Origin of the sequence: Bradyrhizobium genosp. SA-3 (genome assembly GCF_004212635.1) — a bacterium.
Taxonomy (GTDB): Bacteria; Pseudomonadota; Alphaproteobacteria; order Rhizobiales; family Xanthobacteraceae; genus Bradyrhizobium.
Genome location: NZ_PSRT01000094.1, coordinates 1 through 18,264, shown reverse-complemented (window position 1 = coordinate 18,264; position 18,264 = coordinate 1). Strand labels below are relative to the sequence as shown.

The window sequence follows — 18,264 nt, the reverse complement described above, 5'->3', positions numbered from 1 at the left end:
TCTCCGCGAGCCCAGCTGCCAGTGCATACGCCGATAGAGCCCCTCACCCCGACCCTCTCCCCGCAAGCGGGGCGAGGGAGAAGAGACTCAAGCCAGCGCGCTCTTCAGGTCAAAACTCTCATCGGCGGCCTGCTCCGGCGTGATCGAGCGATCCATGGCCTGCAAGCGGCGGCCGAACATGTGGTCGCCGGCGCGGTTGATCGATTCGATGCCGAGCAGCTTGTCGCCATGGTAGCAGAACGCCGAGAACGCCTTCTTGGCGGGATCGCCGCGCAGCACGACGCGGTCGTAGCCGGTGGTGAGGCCGGCGATCTGGAGCTTGTCCTCGCCCTGGTCGCTCCAGAACCAGGGATGGCCGTCGTAGGGCTTTCGGTCGCCGGTCAGCCGCGCCGCGAGGCAGCGGGCGTGATCGGTGGCGTTCTGCACCGATTCCAGCCGCAGCGAGCCGCCGAAGCGCGAGCTTGCGAACAGCGCGCAATCACCGATCGCGGAGATATTGGGATCAGCCGTCGCGAGATATTCGTCGACGATGATGCCGGCGGCAACGGGCAGCCCCGCCTCCGCCGCGAGCTCGATATTCGGCAGCACGCCGACGCCGACCACGACGAGGTCGGCAGGCAGATGCCGACCGTCGCTCAAGGAGACGCCGGTGACCTTGCCGCCCTCCGCTTCGATGCTGGTTGCCTGCACACCGAGGTGAATGCGGATGCCGGCCTCGCGATGCCGCGCCTGAAAATACTCCGAGACCTCCGCCGTCACCGCGCGCGCCATCACCCGTGGGGCGAGTTCGAGCACGTCGACCTCGAGGCCCTTGATCCGCGCGGTGGCCGCGAATTCGAGGCCGATGAAGCCGGCGCCGATGACCACGACGCGTGTCTTCGACGGGATGATCTGGCGCAGCGCCTCGCTCTCGTCGAGGATGCGCAAATATTTCACGTCGGGCAGATTGGCGTTGGGCAGGTCGAGCAGGCGGTTGCGCGCGCCTGTGGCCAGCACGAGGTGGCCGTAAGGCAGCGTCTCGCCCGAGGCGAGATGCAGCTTCCGCCCCGCGCGGTCGATCGACACCGCGCGGCCGGCGATCAGCTCGATGGTCTGGTCGTGGTAAAACTTCTCGGGGCGGAACATCAGGCTCTCCGGCCCGGCCGAGCCCTTGATGTAGGCCTTGGACAGCGGCGGCCGCTGATAAGGCAGATGCGCCTCGTCATTGATCAGGCAGATGCGCTGCGAAAAGCCCGCCTGGCGCAGGGATGCCGCGACCTGGTAGCCGCCATGGCCAGCACCGACAATGATCACCGGACCATCCGTCATTGCAACAGCCCACTTCCGGAGACACGAGCGTGACCCATGTCGTCTCCTCTCTCGCTGATTTTGATTTGCTGGCCTTACGAGGAGCCGGCGCTCGTGTCCGTCCCTTGGCGAAGGCGGGCCCATTTGAGCCTATCGTTCCGCCCAGCGCAAGAGCGGCGGACGGGGATTGTCACCCCTCGCCTTCTGCGATTTAGTTGCAGCAACGAACCTCTTGCCGGGGATTTCAAGATGCCAGCTCCCGTCTCCCAGCCCGATGATCCTGCCCTGCTGCGGATCGATGGCCCGATCGCGACCATCACACTCAACCGCCCCGCCGCGTTCAATTCCATCAATCTCGCGATCGCGAAGAGGCTCGAACAGCTCGCGTCCCAAATCGAAGGCGACGACGGCATCCGCGTCGTCGTCCTCGAAGGTGAAGGCCGTGCCTTCAGCGCCGGCGGCGATTTGCAGACGATCGGTGCTGCCGCCGAAGCGGGCACGGTGACACCCGTGGTCGGCGAACTGCTCAAGCATTATCATGCCTTCATCGAGATCCTCCGCCGCATGCCAAAGATCTCGCTGTCGAGCGTGCACGGCTCGGCCGCCGGCGCCGGCATGGGCCTCGCTTTCGTCACCGATCTCTGCATTGCCGCAGACGACGCCAAGTTCACGCCGGCCTATGCCAAGATCGGGGTGTCGCCGGACGGCGGCTCGACGGTCGGCATCGTCGGCACGGTCGGCTCCCGCCGCGCGCTGCAAATCTTCCTGGCCGAGGATAATTTTACCGCGCAGCAGGCCCACGATTGGGGTCTGGTCGCCAAGGTTGTTCCTGCCGCGGAGCTGAAGGCGGCGACGCGGCAACTCGCCGAGCGGCTGGCGCAGAACCCGCCGGCGGCGATCGCCGGCACAAAGTCCCTGGTCTACCAGGCCGCGACCACGCCGGTGAAGCAGCAGTTAGATGCCGAGGAGCACAAGATCATCATGGCGATGAACACGGAGGCGTTCCGCACCGCCGTGAAGAAGTTCACCAGCAAGGGCAAGTAGCGTTCACTCGAGCAGGCCTACTGCGGACAGATATAGCCCGTGCCGGCCGGCGACTTGAAGCAGCCGACCGACTCGGGAAGCACGTGCCGCGGCAGCCACAGCACCACGCTCGGGAAATAGATCGCAAACGCGATGGTCGCCAGGAACACCAGATAGATCGGCAACGCCGCCCGCAAGGCCTTGGCAAAACTGATGCCGACGAATTTCGACGCCATCAGCAGCACCAGCCCATAAGGCGGCGTGATCAGGCCGAAGGCGAGCGTCGCGATCAGCACCACCCCCATGTGCACGGCGTTGATGTCGCCGGCCTCCGTCAGCGCATTGACCAGCGGCATGAAAATGATGATGGTCGGCACCGGCTCGATGAAGTCGCCGACGATGGTGAAAAGCAGCACCATCAACAGCATGATCAAATGCGGATCGTTCCCGGCGATCGAGGTGATCCACTCGGCGATGTAGGTCGCCCCGCGCAGGTAAGCCAGCATCCAGCCGAAGGCGTTGGCAGCGCCGATCGTGATCAGCGGCAGCGAGAAGATCAGGCCGGCCAGGCAGAAATCGTAGGGGATTTTCCTGATATGCCCGCGATTGAGCGCGGGGATCACGACCAGGACGATCCAGACCACGGCGACGACGCCGGCTTCCGTCGGCGTGAACCAGCCGGTCAGGATGCCGCCGAGCAGGATCACGGGGATCATCAGTGGTAGCGCGGCATCGCCGGCGGCGAACACCACCTGCCGCAGCGGCGCGCGCGGCTTGCGCAGGCCGGAGGGGCCGAAGAAGTAGCAGTAGATCATCAGGCCAAAGCCGATCATCAGGCCCGGCACCACGCCCGCCATGAACAGGCCGGCGATCGAGACGTTGCCAACCGCGCCGTAGACCACCGCGGTGATGCTCGGCGGCACCAGCGCCGCAATCGTGGATGCGGAGGCGATGATCGCGGCGATGAAGGCGGGCTCGTAGCCCTCGCGTTTCATCGGCCCGCCCAGCGCGCGGCTCATCACGGCGACGTCGGCCGTGGTCGAGCCCGACATCTCCGAGAAGAACATGCTGAAGACGACCACGACCTGCGACAGCCCGCCCCTGATATGCCCGACCAGCGACACCGAGAGGTTCGCGATCCGCACCACCACATTGGCCGAGCTCATGAGCTCGCCGACCAGGAGGAAGAACGGGATCGCCAGCAGCGCCTCGGAATCGACGCCGTCAAAGATCTTCTGGATGATCGCGGCGAGCGACACGTCAGACAGCAGGGCGCCAATGAAGACGCCGGCCATCAGCGAGAACGGCACCGGCACGCCGAGATAGCCGAAGGACAGGAAGCAGACCGTCATCAAGGCCAGGACGATGGGAGCGTTCACGGCTGCGCCCTCATCTGTGCGTCGGTGACGACGGGCGTTCCATCCTCCTCGGGCGGCTCCGGATGGTCAAAGCCGTTGCGCAGGCCGTTGACGAGCTGCTCGACGGTGAACAGGCCGATCAGCACGCCCGACAGCGGAATGATCGCATAGAGCGAGGCGATCGGCGTGCCTGACGGTAGACGAAAGCTGCCGAAGCCGCGCAGATAATTCTGGTAGCCGTACCAGATCAGGCAGAAGGCGACACCGAGCACGACGAGGCGGATGATCACCTCGACGATGAGCCGCGGGGTCCCGTGCATCGCTTCGGAAATCGCGGTGAGATAGAGGTGATCGTTGCGGCGGGTCGCGGCCGCCGTGCCGATGAAGATGGCGTAGATGAACAGCGTCGACGTCACCTCCTGCAGCCACAGCCAGGGATGTCCGATAGTGCGGGTGACGATGTCGGCAGTCACCGACAGTGAGAAGCCGAAGCAGAGCAGGCCGCAGAGGATCATCAGCGCAAGCTCGAGCCAGTCGAGCCAACGCCATTTCAGGTGACGCTGGCGTTGAACGAGCAGTTTGTCGGCGATGGCCATCATTGTCGTCCCGGCGAAGGCCGGGACCCATAACTAAACGCAGCTCGACGTTGTTGAAAAAAACTGACTGCTACTGTGCCCTAAGCGCCGCCGCGGAGTATGGGTCCCGGCTTTCGCCGGGACGACTCGGGGAGGGAGCGGCATTCGCGACCTTAATTGATCGACCGGATCAAATCCTTGATCTTCTCGGCATGCGGGCCGAGCTCCTTGGCGAGCTTGTCGAGATAGGGATCGGCGATCGCCGTAAAGCTCTTCTTGTCGACGTCCTGAACGAGCTTGACGCCCATCTTCTTCAGCTTCTCAGCCGCGGTTCGCTCAAGCTCGAACGCTTTCGCCGGCTCCTTGGTGCTGATCTCGTTGGCCGCGGTCTGCACCCATCCCTTCTGCTCGGCCGACAGGCTCTGCCAGAGCTTGTCGGAGACGAACACCAGCGCGTTGTTGGCCTCGTGCTCGGTGATGTTGAGGACGGGCGCGACCTCGTAATGCTTGTTGACGAGGTAGACATTGATGCTGTTCTCGGCAGCGTCGACCACGCCGGTTTGCAAGCTTGTGTAGACGCTGCCGAACGGCATGTGCACAGTCTGGGCGCCATAGGCGGGGAACATGGTGTCCTCGGTCGCGGTGGCCTGCACCCGGACCTTCAGGCTCTTGACGTCGCCGACGTTGTGGATCTCTTTCTTGGAGTACATATGGCGCACACCCTGCGATCCCGTCGCGATGACGTGCAGGCCTTGCGTGGTCTCATCGATCATGGCCCTGAGCGCTTCGAAGACGCGGGGATCGGCCAATCCCTTGATCACGTGGTTCTCGTCGCGGAACAAATAGTGCAGCGACATCACGCCGGCCTGCGGCGAGATCGTCGCGGTATTGGCTGAGGAAATGATCGAGAATTCGACGTCTCCGGCCTTCACGAGCTGGAGCACCTGCGGCTCCTGCCCGAGCTGCGCGCCCGGATACTGGTCGATGATCATGGTGCCCTTGCTCAATTCCTTGAGCTTCTCGGCAAAGAGGTCGCCCGCGATGGAATAGCCGGTGTTGCGCGGCTGGTCATAGGCGAAGCGATAATGCTTCACCTCCTGTGCCCCCGGCCCCCGTGACGAACAGCACGGCGGCCATGGCCGCCAACCCATGTAAGAATCTTGGCATGGATCGCGCAATCATCGTTTCCCCCCTGTTTTATCGCCCGCCGATTGTGCGGTCTGAGCGCTCGTTCGAGTGTTATCAGCCCTTCTCGGTCTTCTTCCCAGTCCTCTGCATGAAATCGAAGTCGCAGCCCTCGTCGGCCTGCATGATGGTCTCGTTGAACAGCCAGGCGTAGCCGCGCCTTGCCTCTTCCGGCGCTGCGGCCGGTTTCAACGTGGCGCGCCGCTGCTCCAGCTCGGCCGCATCGACCAGCAGCTCGATGCTGCGCTTGGCCACATCGAGGCGGATCATGTCGCCGTTCTGCACCAGCGCCAGCGGCCCGCCGACGGCGGATTCCGGTGTGATGTGCAGCACGATGGTGCCGAACGCGGTGCCGCTCATGCGCGCATCCGAAATGCGCACCATGTCCTTGGTGCCGCCGCGCGCCAGCTTCTTCGGGATCGGCAGATAGCCCGCCTCGGGCATGCCCGGCGCACCCTTGGGGCCGGCATTGCGCAGCACCAGCACGTCGTCGGAGTTCACGTCGAGATCGGGATCGTCGACGCGCAGGGTCATGTCCTCGACGGATTCGAACACCACCGCGCGCCCGGTATGCTGCAGCAGTTTTGGACTGGCGGCCGACTGCTTGATCACCGCACCGCGCGGCGCGAGATTGCCGTGCAGGACGGCAAGACCGCCTTCCGTCTTGATCGGATTGTCGCGTGGACGGATCGCGTCCTGGCCGGGCACGTCCTCCGCATTCGCCGCGATATCGCGCAGCGTCTGGCCGGTGATGGTCCTGGCGTCGAGGTCGACGAGATCACCGAGCTGCGCCAGCAATTTCGGCACGCCACCGGCGTGATGGAAATGCTCCATGTAATGTTCGCCGGACGGCTTGAGATCGACCAGCACCGGCACCTCGCGGCCGATCTGGTCGAACACTTCGAGATCGAGCCGATGCGGCGAGCGATGCGCCATCGCGGTCAGATGGATCAGGCCGTTGGTCGAGCCGCCGATCGCCTGAAGCACGACCTGAGCATTCCTGAACGAGGCCGGCGTCAGCAACTCGCTCGGCTTCGGCCCCTTGGTCTTGGCCATCTCGGCGGCAACCTTGCCGCTCGCCTCCGCCAGACGGAAACGCTCGGCATGCGGCGCCGGGATCGTCGCGCTCATCGGCAACGACAGGCCCATCGCCTCGATCATGCAGGCCATGGTCGAGGCCGTGCCCATCACCATGCAGGTGCCGACCGACGGCGCGAGACGGCCATTCACCGCCTCGATCTCGGCATCGTCCATGTCGCTGGCGCGATATTTCGCCCACAGCCTGCGGCAATCGGTGCAGGCGCCCAGCACCTCACCCTTGTGGTGGCCGACCACCATGGGGCCGACCGGAATGACCATCGTCGGCAAATCGGTGCTGATCGCCGCCATCACCTGCGCCGGCAGCGTTTTGTCGCAGCCGCCGATCACGATCACCGCATCCATCGGCTGGGCGCGGATCATCTCCTCGGTGTCCATCGCCATCAGATTGCGTAAGTACATCGAGGTCGGATGCGCAAAGCTCTCGGCAATCGAGATGGTGGGGAATACGAATGGCATCGCGCCCGACAGCATCACGCCGCGCTTGGCGGCTTCGATGATCTGGGGGACGTTGCCGTGGCAGGGATTGTAGTCGCTATAGGTGTTGGTGATGCCGACGATCGGGCGCTCCAGCGCGTCGTCGGAATAGCCCATGGCCTTGATGAACGCCTTGCGCAGGAACAGCGAGAAGCCGGCATCGCCATAGCTCGTCAGACCCTTGCGCAAGCCACTCGTCATCATGCCACTCCATTCACCCTGCCATTGTGGTACAGCCTGTCCCTCGATTGTCAATAAGATTGGCCAATATTGTCGCACTTTCTGACTTTTGGCGTCAGTTGTGGTACAAATTATTGACAATCCAGGCCTCCCCTGCTCCACAGGACGAAACCGGCCAACCGCCGGGAGACTGAGGGCATGTCCGATATTCGCACTGCAGACAGCATGCCGGTCCGGCGCGACGATCCGGACGACGTCGTCGCGCGCCTGGAGGAGGACATCATCTTCGGCCGCCTCGCACCGGGCGCACGCCTCACCGAGGACGCGCTGATGTCGCGCTACGGCACCTCCAGGCACTTCGTGCGTCAGGCGCTGGTGGATGCCGAGCGGCGCGGCATCGTCCGCCGCGAGAAGAACGTCGGCGCGACGGTTCGGTTCTACTCGGCGGAGGAAGTCCGGCAGATCTACGAGGTGCGGGAGATGCTGACCCGGCAGGCCGCGCTGATGATCCCCCTCCCCGCGCCGCAAGCCCTGATCGACGAACTCTCCGCGCTGCAACGGCAATATTGCGCAAGGGCCGACGTGCAGGATCTGCGCGGCATCCATGAAGCCAACGACGCCTTCCACCTCGCGCTGTTTTCTGCCTGCGGCAATCCGTATCTGGTGCGCTCGCTCCAGGACTACATGAACCTGACGCTACCGATGCGCGCAAAGAATCTCGCCGACCGCGACGGCCTCGCACAATCGCGGCGCCAGCACGAGCTGATGATCGAGCTGCTCAAGGGCCGCGACAGCTGGGCGCTGGCGCAGCTGTGTGTCGACCACATGCAATTCAGCAAGTCGGATTATCTCAAGCGTATCGCTGAGGATGAGGCCGGGCTCTAGGTGGGGCTTCCCGCCACGAAACGAGCCGTATACGCGCGCCGGAACGTCGCAAGCCCCGGCGCGTTGGAAGGCTCGAGCGAGCTTCATTCGCCCGTCGTGCTTTGGACGTGGCCGGTGACGATCGATCGGAGCATGTCGGCCCAAGGGAGGGCCGGCTATTTGAACAATGAGGGTCTGCGGAGCGATGCGGGCCGGTTTGTTCATCGCGTTGATTGCAGCGGCCTGGCTCGGCGGACAGGTCCAGGAGTCCCTCGCACAAAAGCGGCTGCCCGCGTCTCCGAGTGAAACCGGGAAAGCTCTGCGAAAAGAAATCACCCCGCGGAAGGAAACGGGACGATCTGCGGATCCGTATACGGTGGGATTCGTAACCGGTACGCCGCAATGCACTGAATTCGCGATAGCTCAGGACATTGCGACCACACTGGCCAGTGGCCAGGAGACGGGTCCGCATGGCGAGGTCGCCTTGCGGGTCCTGCCCATCGTGGGAAACGGCGGTATCCGCAACGTCCTTGATGTGCTCACCCTCGCAGGTGCCGACGTGGCGATCGCGCCCGTCGTCCTGGTCGACCGGCTCCGGGAGACAAGGACCTTCGGAGATATCTCTGACAAGCTGACCTACATTGCCCCGCTCCATATCGAAGAGTTCCATCTTCTCGCGCGGCCGGAGATCAGAAGTCTGTCGGAGCTGTCGGGAAAGAGGGTCAATCTCGGGGACGACGGCAGTGCCGGCGCCATCCTCGGCCGCGAATTGTTGAACCGTCTGGGCGTCAAGGTCAGCGAGTCGAACTTGGGACCGCAGGCCGCGCTGGATGGTCTGAGGAAGGGAGATCTCTCCGCCGCTCTGTTGGTCTCAGGAAAACCGGTCAACTTCCTGACGCAGATCTCGCAGCTCGATGATATTCACCTCCTGCCCATCCCCTACTCCAAAGAGCTGCTGCAACAAGACTATCTGCCATCGACGCTTCGCCATCAGGACTACCCGAACATCATCGCGGCCGAAGCAAGTGTCGACACGATCGCGATCAAATCCGCTCTCTTCGCCTACAACTGGCCAAGCGGCAACGAGCGATTTCGGTTGCTGGAATTCTTCGTCCAGACATTGTTCGCGCGCTTTCCCGAATTTCTCGGCGGCGCACATCATCCCAAATGGCGCGAGGTGAACCTGGCCGCGCTGCTCCCGGGATGGCAACGATTCCGACCGGCAGAGCGCTGGCTGCAGCAGCAATCCGGCGGCGAGGCCGCGCTTCGCAAGGCGTTCGGCCGGTTTCTCGAGGGAAAGCCGACCGCCAATCCGCCAGACCGCGAAGAATTGTTCCGGGACTTCCTTCGCTGGCGAGAACGCAATCCGGAATAAGTGAGCAAAACTTGGCAGGCAAATCTCGGGGAGGTGTCGATGCGCAACGCGCTTATGAAGGCAGCCCTGGTTGCGTTGCTCGCCTTGATCGCAGACGTGAGGCGTCCTGCCGCCCAATTTGCGCCCTTCTTGCCGCCAGCGCCGCAGACGTTCGGACCGGCCACCGCGCCGCCGGCCGCCAAGGTCGATCAAACCAGGACAGCCCCTCACCGAAGCAGCAAGGCGCACAGGAAGCACGAAGAGAAGCCCGAAGTCGTCCGTCGGCCGCCAAATCAGCGGAAGGTCGCCGAAAAAAGCGGATACAAGCGGGTCAGCGATCTCGTGAACTTCCCGAAATTCTTTCCGGGCCTCGGCATCATCTTCGTCAAGCCCGACACTTTGCCGCTGGGGCCGTTCCTGTGCTTCGATCGCAGGGATCGCTTGGTGGCGACCGTGTACATGGTCCCGAACAAGGACATCGACGATCACAAGTCATTGGAGGGGGCGGGGTCCGCGGCACCAGTTGATCATGTCAGCCTATACTTCAACGCGGGTCACCCCGGCGTGGATGTGCCGCATTACCATGTGGTGCTCTGGCATGTGACCAAGAAACAAGAATCGCGCGTTGCGAAATGACGTGCGACAGGTCATGCGATCACACGGGCAGTCGCTGACGATCTGCGCCAGCGCTCATGGGCATGCGTTGATCGGCCACAATTGCCCGCCTTGAGCCGCAGCCGGGCGCTTGCCCGGCCGCAGCAATTGTCAGGAATTGACGAGCGCGCCCCGAGCGCTTCGCATCGCGCAATCATCCGGCAGGCGCCTTGAAATCGTATGAGATGCGCCCAGCCGGCAGATAGAACAGTGCAATGACCGCGCCGCCCCTGACTTCAGGATAGTGCCTGCTGCCTGGATCAGGCGCCGTCCAGCCGGCTCCCTGCCAACCCTGTAATCCCTTCAACTCCGCACCCTTGTTCAAGGGGACCACAAGGTTGAGCTCGCCGTAGGGATGGCCGTGATATTGTCCCCGCAACACGTCGTGGTCGTCCTCGTCCTTGAAGCGGCGCGGATCGGCGCTGTTCATGTACACAGCAGTGATGCTGAACTGGAACGTGTCGGCCGTCGGCTCTACGATGCGGCTGCGCCGGTAGTTTGGGCCGTCCACTTCCTGGTTTGCGGCCCATCCTTCCTCGACCCCGACCTTGATCAGGCGAGCGAGATCCTGATAGAGCGCGCTCTCTTCCCCATATGTCTCGTTGAGCCAACGCTCCATCTCAGCTCCCGGGGTCATGTCCTTGACCTCCCGGAGGAACGGAATGCTGCGCTGGATCAGTTCTTCTCGGCTTTGCATCATGATCTCCTATTCGACCAAGCTTCAATCTTCGAAACCAAGGAACGTCGCGAACTCATCGATGTCCGCCCGCGGCATCACTCTGTCCTGCCCCTGAAGCTTGGCCTTGCCGATCGAGATGCCGCACACCACCATTTGCTCTGCCGGAATCGACAGCAGTGGGCGCAGGATTCGATGGTATTTTGCGAACGTTTCCTGCGGGCACGATTGAAGCCCGCGTCCTGCCGCCGCGAGCATTATGTTCTGCACGAACATTCCGAGGTCGAGCCAGCTACCGACTTCCAGGCGACGGTCGATGGTCACGATCAATCCCACGGGCGCGCCGAAGAATGTGTAATTCTTCGCGGTCTGTCTGCTCCTCCCCTCTGAATCGGCTTGATGGATCCCGAGCGAGCCATAGAACAATCGGCCGAACTCCTGCCGCCGTTTGAGATACAGACCGGGTAAATCGCTGGCGTAGTATTTGTACTCTGAGACGTGTTCGTCACGAGAGGTCTCATGCGCCTCCAGCAGCGCCGCCGACACCTTGCCCTTGACCTCGCCTGTCAGCACGTAGACGTGCCAGGGCTGGATGTTCGCACCGCTGGGCGCGAATCGCGCGACACGGAGGATCTGCTCGATCGTTCGTCGGGCGACCGGAGCGTTGCAGAACTGGCGGCATGCAAACCGGCCGGTCAGGATCGCGTCGATCGGGCTCGGCGCCACGATACGCGCCTCATCTCCAGCCATCACGGCTTCTTCAGGAGCGGACATCCTCCGTCCTCCATCGGCCTGAAGGCCTCTTCTCCGGGAATGGTCGCGAGCAGCTCATAGTAGTCGAACTTATGTTTCGATTGCTGCGGTGACTTGACCCGGAAGAGATACATGTCCCGGATCAATCTGCCGTCTTCGCGGATCCGGCCATTCTTCGTCATGAAATCATTCACCGGCATCTCGCGCATCTTGGCGGCAACGGCAGGTCCATCGAGCGTGCCCGCCGCTTCGGCCGCCTTGAGATAGTGCATCACCGCGCCGTAAGTGCCGGCATGGATCATGGTCGGGACCTTCTGGGTCTTCTCGATGAAGCGCCTCGACCATGCACGCGTGTCGTCGTTCATATCCCAGTAGAATGCCGAGCTGAGCATCAAGCCTTGAGCACTCTGCAATCCCAGACTGTGAATGTCGGCGATGAAAACGATCAGACCGGCAAGCTTTTGCCCGCGCGTGATCCCGAACTCGCCGGCCTGCTTGACCGCATTGATGAAATCACCGCCAGCATCGGCCAGTGCGATCACATCCGCCTTCGAAGATTGCGCTTGCAGCAGGAAGGAGGAGAAATCCGGCGTGTTGATAGGATGCTTGACCGCGCCCACGACCTTGCCACCGGTCGCGCCGATGACCCGGCGGCTATCGGCCTCGAGCTGTGCGCCCAGCGAATAATCAGCGGAGAGGAAGAACCAAGTCTTTGCGCCAAGGCGCGCGATCGCTTTGGTTATGCCCTGCGACAAAGCAAAGGTATCGTAGGTCCAGTGAATGCCGGTCAGCGAGCATTCGTCGCCGGTGAGGCGCGAAGTGGCGGCGCCAGTGGCGAGAAACAGCTTCTTCTTGTCACGGGTAATGCCTTGTACAGCCAACGCGACGGCCGAATTGGGGACATCGAGAATCACCTCGACACCCTCGTTCTCGATCCAGCGCCGTGCAATCACCGATCCTACGTCAGCCTTGTTCTGGTGGTCGCCGGCAATGATCTGGACGGGACGCCCCAAAACCCTGCCCTTGAAATCGTCAACGGCCATTTGCGCCGCGACCACTGACCCTTGCCCGCCATTGTCGGCATAGAGCGAGGACATGTCGGTCAGCACCCCGAGCTTGATCGGTGCCTCGTCGGCAATCGCGGCGGTCGTGAGCACCAGCGAAATCAACGTCGCAACAACCGCCTTACCGGTACCTGTCGTCGCGGTCGATCGCATGGCTCACCTCCTCCGAACACAGCGATTGAATAATGCCGGGATCGGTCTCTTGCGGAAGTGAAACTCTTGCAGATTGATCCTGAACCTCCTTCAGTTTGCCCGGGACTCAAGGCTTGGTTCGATCGTTTGCACCGGTTGCATCTACGGCGCCCCTGACCTTAACTGGTCGCCGTCGCGGCGCGCCGTCAGCCATCAACTGGATCCTCATCGTGTCGGTTTCATTCAAGACATTGGACCTGAATCTGCTCAAAGTGTTCGACGCCGTCATGGACGAAAGGAGCGTATTGCGCGCCAGCCAGAAAGTCGCGCTCAGCCAGTCCGCCGTAAGCCACTCGCTCGCCCGGCTTCGAGAGATGCTGGAAGATGAGCTGTTCGTGCGCACGGCCGCGGGCATGCAACCGACGGCGCGGGCCTTGACGATGGCCCCCCAAATTCGTGAGGCGCTACGCGTGCTCGAGGCGGCTGTGGAACTGCCGACCTTCGTTCCGGCGACGTCAACCAAGCAGTTTACGCTGGCTGCCAATGACTTCGCCACGATGGTGTTGGCGTCGCCTCTCTTGAAGATACTCGGGCGCGAGGCGCCCCACATTGACCTGACCATCAAGCCGGTCACGCGGATCGACCTTGCCGAGCAGATCGACCTCGGTCGCATCGACGTTGCGATCGGCGTCTTCTCGCTTCCGCCGAGCCGTTTCCGCACGTCGCTGCTATTCGAATATGACGACGTGCTGATTGTCGGCAAAAAGCGCAAGCTTGGTCGGCTGGACAAGGCGATGCTTGCACGGCTGCCGCTGGTGGTGGTCTCCTTCGGTGGAGAGCAGGAGGGCGCGATCGGCGGCTTCATTTCCGAGCGCGGCCTGGCGCGGCGCTCGGAAATGTACGACCGCGATGCGCTCGAGCGGGCACTCGCCGAGAGCGACCGGCCGCCGCGGATGGCGGTGTCATTGCCGCATTTTCTAGCCGTCCCCGGGCTGCTTCGGGATTCCGAATTGGCGGCCATCGTTCCGCGCCCGCTTGCGCAAGCACTGGAACAAAACTATCCGATCGCGACGTACGAGCTTCCCTACACGGCGACTCCGCTGGAGGTCCGGCTGCTATGGCACGAGCGTGTCGACGGCGAGCCCTCGCACGAATGGCTCCATGACGTCCTTAGACGCGCCGCTGAGAACCTCAGACGCGGCGGCTAGGATGACGACCTGACGGAAGTACTGCTGAACAAGGGCACAGACTTCCGCGAGTCCAACTCTCACGGTCCTCGCGGTGAAAGCCCTCACCCTCTCCCCGTAAAAACGGGGCGAGGGAGTGCACCTGCATGGTGGCGAGAGCCTAGGCTACATCAACAGCCCTACCGCTTATTCCAGTCGATGATCCGGCTCGCATCGCCATCGAACTCGCTGCTGCAGAAGGCGCCGCCCTGATAGTGGTCGCCGATCGGGTCGGGCTTGAGCTTGGCCTGCTCGGCCATGGCATGCGCCACATGATCCTCGGAGCGGCCGGTGGGGCGGTAGCCGAACGCGTAGGCGCGGTGGTTGTCCCACCAGGCGCGCTCGTTCAGGGACACGCCGTAGAATATCTCGAAATGGATGTCGGGATGCTCGAGCCCGATCTGGCAGAGCTGCACGAGGTCGTCGGGCTTGAGCCAGATCGCGAGCCGGCGCTGGTCGAGCGGCATGTCGCCGAAATTGCCGATGCGCAGGCAAGTCACCTTCAGCCCGTGCTTGTCGGCATAGAGCGCGCCGACGGCTTCGCCGAACACCTTGCTGACGCCATAGCGGCCGTCGGGGCGCGGGGTGACGTCGGTGCCGATCTTGTGGTGGCGCGGATAGAAGCCGACGGCGTGATTGGACGAGGCGAACACCACGCGCTTGACGCCCTTGCGGTACGCGGCCTCGAACAGATTGTAGCAGCCGATGATGTTGGCCTGGAGGATGTCGTCCCAGGGACCCTCGACCGAATAGCCGCCGAAATGGATGATGCCGTCGACGCCCTCGCAGATCGCCTCGACCTGCGCCATATCGGACAGGTCCGCCGCTTTGAACTGCTCGTCGGGGCCGAGATCGGCCGGCTTGCGGATGTCGCTCAGCAGGAGGTCCGGGTAGATCGGCGGCAGCAGTTTCCGCAGGCGCGTTCCAATTCCGCCCGAAGCTCCTGTCATCAAGATGCGCGGCATGTCTTTCCTCATAAGTAGCGACCGATTTGCGGCCGTAGATATCTGATGCTAGCAGACTTGGACAGAGGGAACGCAACAACGAGACTGCGCATGAACGATGCATCGTCCCACACCCAAGAACGGCCGCAAGGCTGGCGGCCGGCGACCTGTTACCCCGATCCGGCGATACGTGCACTCGATCCCCGCTTCGAAAAATACTGGCTGAAACTTTCGGCGGTGGAGCGGCTCGCGACCGGCCTGCGCTGGGCCGAGGGGCCGGTGTGGTTCGGCGACGGGCGCTATCTCCTGTGCAGCGACATCCCGAACCAGCGCATCCTCAAGTGGGAGGAGGAAACCGGCGCCGTCAGCGTGTTCCGAAAGCCCTCGAATTTCGCCAATGGCAACACCAGGGATCGTCAGGGCCGGCTCGTCACCTGCGAGCATGGCGGTCGCCGCGTGGTGCGCACCGAATATGACGGCAGCATCACCGTGCTGATGGATCAATTCAACGGCAAGCGGTTGAACTCACCGAACGATGTCGTTGTTAAATCGGACGGCTCGATCTGGTTCACCGATCCGACCTTCGGCCTGCTCGGCAATTACGAGGGCTACAAGGCCGAGCCCGAGATCGAGCCGAACGTCTACCGGCTCGATCCCGCGACCGGTAAAGCGACCATCGTCGCCGAGGGTGTGCTGGGGCCGAACGGGCTGTGCTTCTCGCCCGACGAGAAGATTCTATACGTCGTGGAATCGCGCGGGCAACCGAACCGCAAGATCCTCGCCTATGACGTCTCGCCTGATGGCGCCACGATCTCCAATAAGCGCGTCCACATCGATGCAGGTCCCGGCACGCCGGACGGCATGCGCTGCGACATCGACGGCAATCTCTGGTGCGGCTGGGGCATGGGCGATCCCGAGCTTGACGGCGTCGTGGTGTTCGCGCCGGACGGCGTCATGATCGGCCGCATCGCGCTGCCCGAGCGCTGCGCCAATCTCTGCTTCGGCGGCGTCAAGCGCAACCGCCTGTTCATGGCCGCGAGCCAGTCGATCTACGCGCTGTATGTGAACACGCAAGGCGCGGTTGGGGGATAGTCGTTCGGCCGTGTCGGTCTCGTAGGGTGGGCAAAGCGCAGCGTGCCCACCAGTTCTCGTTCGGCGCGGAACGGTGGGCACGTCGCGCGAAGAGCGCGCCTTTGCCCACCCTACGAGATCTGTTCTCCGTCATTACGGGCGAAGCGACTTGTCCGCCGAAGCCTTTGGCGAAGGCGGAAGCAATCCAGACTGTTTCCGCGGAGACAGCCTGGATTGCTTCGTCGCAAGGGCTCCTCGCAATGACGAAACAAAAACGCCGGAGCGGTTTGCCGCTCCGGCGTCATGTTGTTCACGCGCTAAAACTTACGCCGCGTTGAAGCCGGCGACGGCCTTCACTTCGAGGAAGTCCTCTAGGCCGTACTTGCCCCACTCACGGCCGTTGCCGGACTGCTTGTAGCCGCCGAACGGCGCGGTGCGGTCGTTGGGCACGCCCTGGAGGTTGACGTTGCCGGCGCGGATCTGGCGGGCAACGCGCTTGGCGCTTTCCACCGTGTCGGCCGAGACGTAGCCGGCAAGACCATACGGCGTGTCGTTGGCGATCTTCACCGCGTCGGCCTCGTCCTTGGCGCCGATGATGGTCAGCACCGGTCCGAAGATCTCTTCACGGGCGATCGTCATGTCAGGGGTGACGTCGGCGAAGATGGTCGGGCGGACATAGAAGCCCTTGTTGACGCCTTCGGGCAGGCCGGGCGCCGGCGACGAGCGTCGCGCCCTCGTCGATGCCCTTCTTGATCAGCCCCTGGATCTTGTCCCACTGGCCGCGGTTGACGACCGGGCCGATGGTGGTGCCTTCGGCGCGGGGATCACCGGCCTTGGTCTTGTCGGCGACGGCCTTCGCGATCGCGGCGACTTCCTTCATCTTCGAGGCCGGCACGATCATGCGCGAGGGCGCGTTGCACGACTGGCCGGAGTTGTTGAACATGTGCATCACGCCGCCGGTCACCGCCTTCGTGAGGTCGGCACCTTCGAGGATGACGTTCGGCGACTTGCCGCCGAGCTCCTGGCTGACGCGCTTCACGGTGGGAGCCGCGCGCTTCGCCACGTCGATGCCGGCGCGGGTCGAGCCGGTGAAGGAGATCATGTCGATATCGGGGTGCTCGCTCATGGCGGCGCCGACCTCGGGGCCGAGGCCGTTGACGAGGTTGAACACGCCCTTCGGCACGCCGGCCTCATGGAGGATCTCCGCGAAGATCAGCGCCGAGGTCGGGGTGAACTCCGACGGCTTCAGGATCATGGTGCAGCCGGCGGCGAGCGCGGGCGCGACCTTGCAGGCGATCTGATTGAGCGGCCAGTTCCAGGGCGTGATCATGCCGACCACACCGATCGGCTCGCGCAGCACCATGGCGGTGCCGACCGGCTCCTCGAAATGATAGTTCTTGAGCACGTCGAGCGTGGTCATGAGATGGCCGAGGCCGGCGCCGGCCTGGAGCTTTTCCGCCATCGGCAGCGGCGCGCCCATCTCGTCGGAGACGGCAGCGCCGATCTCCTTGAGCCGGCCCTTGTAGATCTCGATGATCTTGGAGAACAGCGCGACGCGCTCTTCGCGGCTGGTCTGGGAGAACGTCGCAAAGGCGCGCTTGGCGGCAGCCACGGCCTTGTCCACGTCGGCCTTGGAGCCCAGCGCAACCTCGTACATCGCCTCTTCCGTCGCCGGATTGATCACGGCGGTGGACTTCTTGACGGCGGGATCGACCCAGGCGCCGTCGATGTAGAATTGCATGCGATTGACCATCGTTAACCTCTTCTTGGGGGCTTGGAGGGGGCGTTTCGGCAGGCATCCTTGCACGAAAGCGCCAGCAATTGAACCCGCCATATGCGGGGCCAGCGTTGCGGCGGACGGTGGTTATATGAGCCGGTGGCGGGAACGTGGCAAGGTGGCAACCCAACCACGATGTCGTCCCGGCGAAGGCCGGGACCCATAACCACCGAATCTCGTTGGTTTGCTCAGGCGACTAACACCTGTCGTCTACAACACCCGCAGCGGCGTATGGGCCCCGGCCTTCGCCGGGGCGACGATATTTTACACCGCCATCTTCCGATGCAGCACCGGCGCGCCGGTGGTGAGGCTTTCGGCCGCATCGATGATGGCGTTGGCATCCAGGCCGTAGTGGCGGTAGAGGTCTGCGATCGTGCCGGTCTGGCCGAACTGCTCGACGCCGAGTGCCTCGACGCGGTGGCCACGGACGCTGCCGAGCCAGCCGAGCGCGGAGGGATGGCCGTCGATCACGGTCACGATGCCGCAGTCGCGCGGCAACGGCGCCAGCAGTTTTTCGATGGGGCTGAGATGCTGCACGCCGCGGCGGTCGCGCCGCAATTTTCGCG

The 18,264-nt window shown here is 63.4% G+C and carries 14 protein-coding genes and 3 pseudogenes; 6 read left to right on the top strand and 11 right to left on the bottom strand.

The genetic code is table 11. The features are described 5' to 3' along the window. Nucleotides 1-87: 87 nt before the first annotated feature. Nucleotides 88-1,308, bottom strand: coding sequence for an NAD(P)/FAD-dependent oxidoreductase (locus CWO91_RS28365; RefSeq protein WP_130218252.1), 1,221 nt, complete (start codon nt 1,306-1,308; stop codon nt 88-90). Between the two features lie 228 nt (nt 1,309-1,536). Here CWO91_RS28365 and CWO91_RS28360 point away from each other — a divergent pair, with 228 nt between their 5' ends. Beyond that, entirely contained in the window at nt 1,537-2,331 is a 795-nt protein-coding gene (locus tag CWO91_RS28360; protein ID WP_165405761.1) for an enoyl-CoA hydratase/isomerase family protein, read from the top strand. Between the two features lie 17 nt (nt 2,332-2,348). Here CWO91_RS28360 and CWO91_RS28355 read toward each other — a convergent pair whose 3' ends face one another. The 4 genes and pseudogenes from CWO91_RS28355 to CWO91_RS28340 all read right to left on the bottom strand — a co-directional run bounded on the left by CWO91_RS28355 (nt 2,349) and on the right by CWO91_RS28340 (nt 7,204). Further along, nucleotides 2,349-3,689, bottom strand: a complete 1,341-nt coding sequence (locus tag CWO91_RS28355) for a TRAP transporter large permease (RefSeq protein ID WP_130218250.1) — start codon at nt 3,687-3,689, stop codon at nt 2,349-2,351. Further along, nucleotides 3,686-4,264 (bottom strand): TRAP transporter small permease, encoded by a 579-nt coding sequence (locus CWO91_RS28350; RefSeq protein ID WP_130218248.1) that lies wholly within the window; start codon nt 4,262-4,264, stop codon nt 3,686-3,688. Before CWO91_RS28350 ends, CWO91_RS28355 begins: the two co-directional genes overlap by 4 nt. A 152-nt stretch (nt 4,265-4,416) precedes the next feature. Then, a pseudogene (locus CWO91_RS28345) lies at nt 4,417-5,425 on the bottom strand (TRAP transporter substrate-binding protein). A gap of 60 nt (nt 5,426-5,485) precedes the next feature. Beyond that, on the bottom strand, nt 5,486-7,204 hold the full coding sequence (locus tag CWO91_RS28340) for an IlvD/Edd family dehydratase (protein WP_165405760.1): 1,719 nt from the start codon (nt 7,202-7,204) through the stop codon (nt 5,486-5,488). A 177-nt stretch (nt 7,205-7,381) separates the two neighbouring features. Between CWO91_RS28340 and CWO91_RS28335 the strand changes: the two genes are divergently transcribed. The 3 genes from CWO91_RS28335 to CWO91_RS28325 all read left to right on the top strand — a co-directional run bounded on the left by CWO91_RS28335 (nt 7,382) and on the right by CWO91_RS28325 (nt 10,037). Next, entirely contained in the window at nt 7,382-8,068 is a 687-nt protein-coding gene (locus CWO91_RS28335; RefSeq protein ID WP_130218244.1) for a GntR family transcriptional regulator, read from the top strand. Nucleotides 8,069-8,252: 184 nt separating this feature from the next. Continuing rightward, nucleotides 8,253-9,422, top strand: a complete 1,170-nt coding sequence (locus tag CWO91_RS28330) for a TAXI family TRAP transporter solute-binding subunit (RefSeq protein WP_130218242.1) — start codon at nt 8,253-8,255, stop codon at nt 9,420-9,422. Nucleotides 9,423-9,476: 54 nt separating this feature from the next. Then, complete coding sequence (locus tag CWO91_RS28325) at nt 9,477-10,037, top strand: hypothetical protein (RefSeq protein WP_245471405.1); 561 nt, start codon at nt 9,477-9,479, stop codon at nt 10,035-10,037. Between the two features lie 172 nt (nt 10,038-10,209). Here the strand turns inward: CWO91_RS28325 and CWO91_RS28320 are convergent, their stop codons facing one another. From CWO91_RS28320 to CWO91_RS28310, 3 genes are read right to left on the bottom strand one after another with little or no spacing between them, the layout of a single operon-like run. Then, on the bottom strand, nt 10,210-10,752 hold the full coding sequence (locus CWO91_RS28320) for a DUF4863 family protein (protein ID WP_130218240.1): 543 nt from the start codon (nt 10,750-10,752) through the stop codon (nt 10,210-10,212). 24 nt (nt 10,753-10,776) lie between these two features. After that, complete coding sequence (locus CWO91_RS28315; protein WP_245471403.1) at nt 10,777-11,457, bottom strand: nitroreductase; 681 nt, start codon at nt 11,455-11,457, stop codon at nt 10,777-10,779. A gap of 23 nt (nt 11,458-11,480) precedes the next feature. Next, complete coding sequence (locus CWO91_RS28310; RefSeq protein WP_130218236.1) at nt 11,481-12,701, bottom strand: ABC transporter substrate-binding protein; 1,221 nt, start codon at nt 12,699-12,701, stop codon at nt 11,481-11,483. Nucleotides 12,702-12,931: 230 nt separating this feature from the next. Between CWO91_RS28310 and CWO91_RS28305 the strand changes: the two genes are divergently transcribed. After that, nucleotides 12,932-13,888, top strand: a complete 957-nt coding sequence (locus tag CWO91_RS28305) for a LysR family transcriptional regulator (RefSeq protein ID WP_245471402.1) — start codon at nt 12,932-12,934, stop codon at nt 13,886-13,888. Nucleotides 13,889-14,046: 158 nt separating this feature from the next. Here CWO91_RS28305 and CWO91_RS28300 read toward each other — a convergent pair whose 3' ends face one another. Continuing rightward, a complete protein-coding gene (locus tag CWO91_RS28300) occupies nt 14,047-14,871 on the bottom strand; it encodes an NAD-dependent epimerase/dehydratase family protein (protein WP_130218232.1) in 825 nt (274 codons plus the stop codon). A 90-nt stretch (nt 14,872-14,961) separates the two neighbouring features. Here CWO91_RS28300 and CWO91_RS28295 point away from each other — a divergent pair, with 90 nt between their 5' ends. Further along, nucleotides 14,962-15,942, top strand: coding sequence for an SMP-30/gluconolactonase/LRE family protein (locus CWO91_RS28295; protein ID WP_130218230.1), 981 nt, complete (start codon nt 14,962-14,964; stop codon nt 15,940-15,942). Nucleotides 15,943-16,245: 303 nt separating this feature from the next. Here CWO91_RS28295 and CWO91_RS28290 read toward each other — a convergent pair. Next, nucleotides 16,246-17,674, bottom strand: a pseudogene (locus CWO91_RS28290) (aldehyde dehydrogenase family protein). 288 nt (nt 17,675-17,962) lie between these two features. Further along, nucleotides 17,963-18,264: pseudogene (locus CWO91_RS28285) on the bottom strand (transketolase); the annotation flags it as partial.

Bases quoted from the DNA above. Each gene is read 5' to 3' on its own strand.
- CWO91_RS28365 (WP_130218252.1), bottom strand. From the start codon at position 1,308: ATGACGGATGGTCCGGTGATCATTGTCGGTGCTGGCCATGGCGGCTAC.
- CWO91_RS28360 (WP_165405761.1), top strand. From the start codon at position 1,537: ATGCCAGCTCCCGTCTCCCAGCCCGATGATCCTGCCCTGCTGCGGATC.
- CWO91_RS28350 (WP_130218248.1), bottom strand. From the start codon at position 4,264: ATGGCCATCGCCGACAAACTGCTCGTTCAACGCCAGCGTCACCTGAAA.
- CWO91_RS28340 (WP_165405760.1), bottom strand. From the start codon at position 7,204: ATGACGAGTGGCTTGCGCAAGGGTCTGACGAGCTATGGCGATGCCGGC.
- CWO91_RS28335 (WP_130218244.1), top strand. From the start codon at position 7,382: ATGTCCGATATTCGCACTGCAGACAGCATGCCGGTCCGGCGCGACGAT.
- CWO91_RS28330 (WP_130218242.1), top strand. From the start codon at position 8,253: ATGCGGGCCGGTTTGTTCATCGCGTTGATTGCAGCGGCCTGGCTCGGC.
- CWO91_RS28325 (WP_245471405.1), top strand. From the start codon at position 9,477: ATGAAGGCAGCCCTGGTTGCGTTGCTCGCCTTGATCGCAGACGTGAGG.
- CWO91_RS28320 (WP_130218240.1), bottom strand. From the start codon at position 10,752: ATGCAAAGCCGAGAAGAACTGATCCAGCGCAGCATTCCGTTCCTCCGG.
- CWO91_RS28310 (WP_130218236.1), bottom strand. From the start codon at position 12,701: ATGCGATCGACCGCGACGACAGGTACCGGTAAGGCGGTTGTTGCGACG.
- CWO91_RS28300 (WP_130218232.1), bottom strand. From the start codon at position 14,871: ATGCCGCGCATCTTGATGACAGGAGCTTCGGGCGGAATTGGAACGCGC.
- CWO91_RS28295 (WP_130218230.1), top strand. From the start codon at position 14,962: ATGAACGATGCATCGTCCCACACCCAAGAACGGCCGCAAGGCTGGCGG.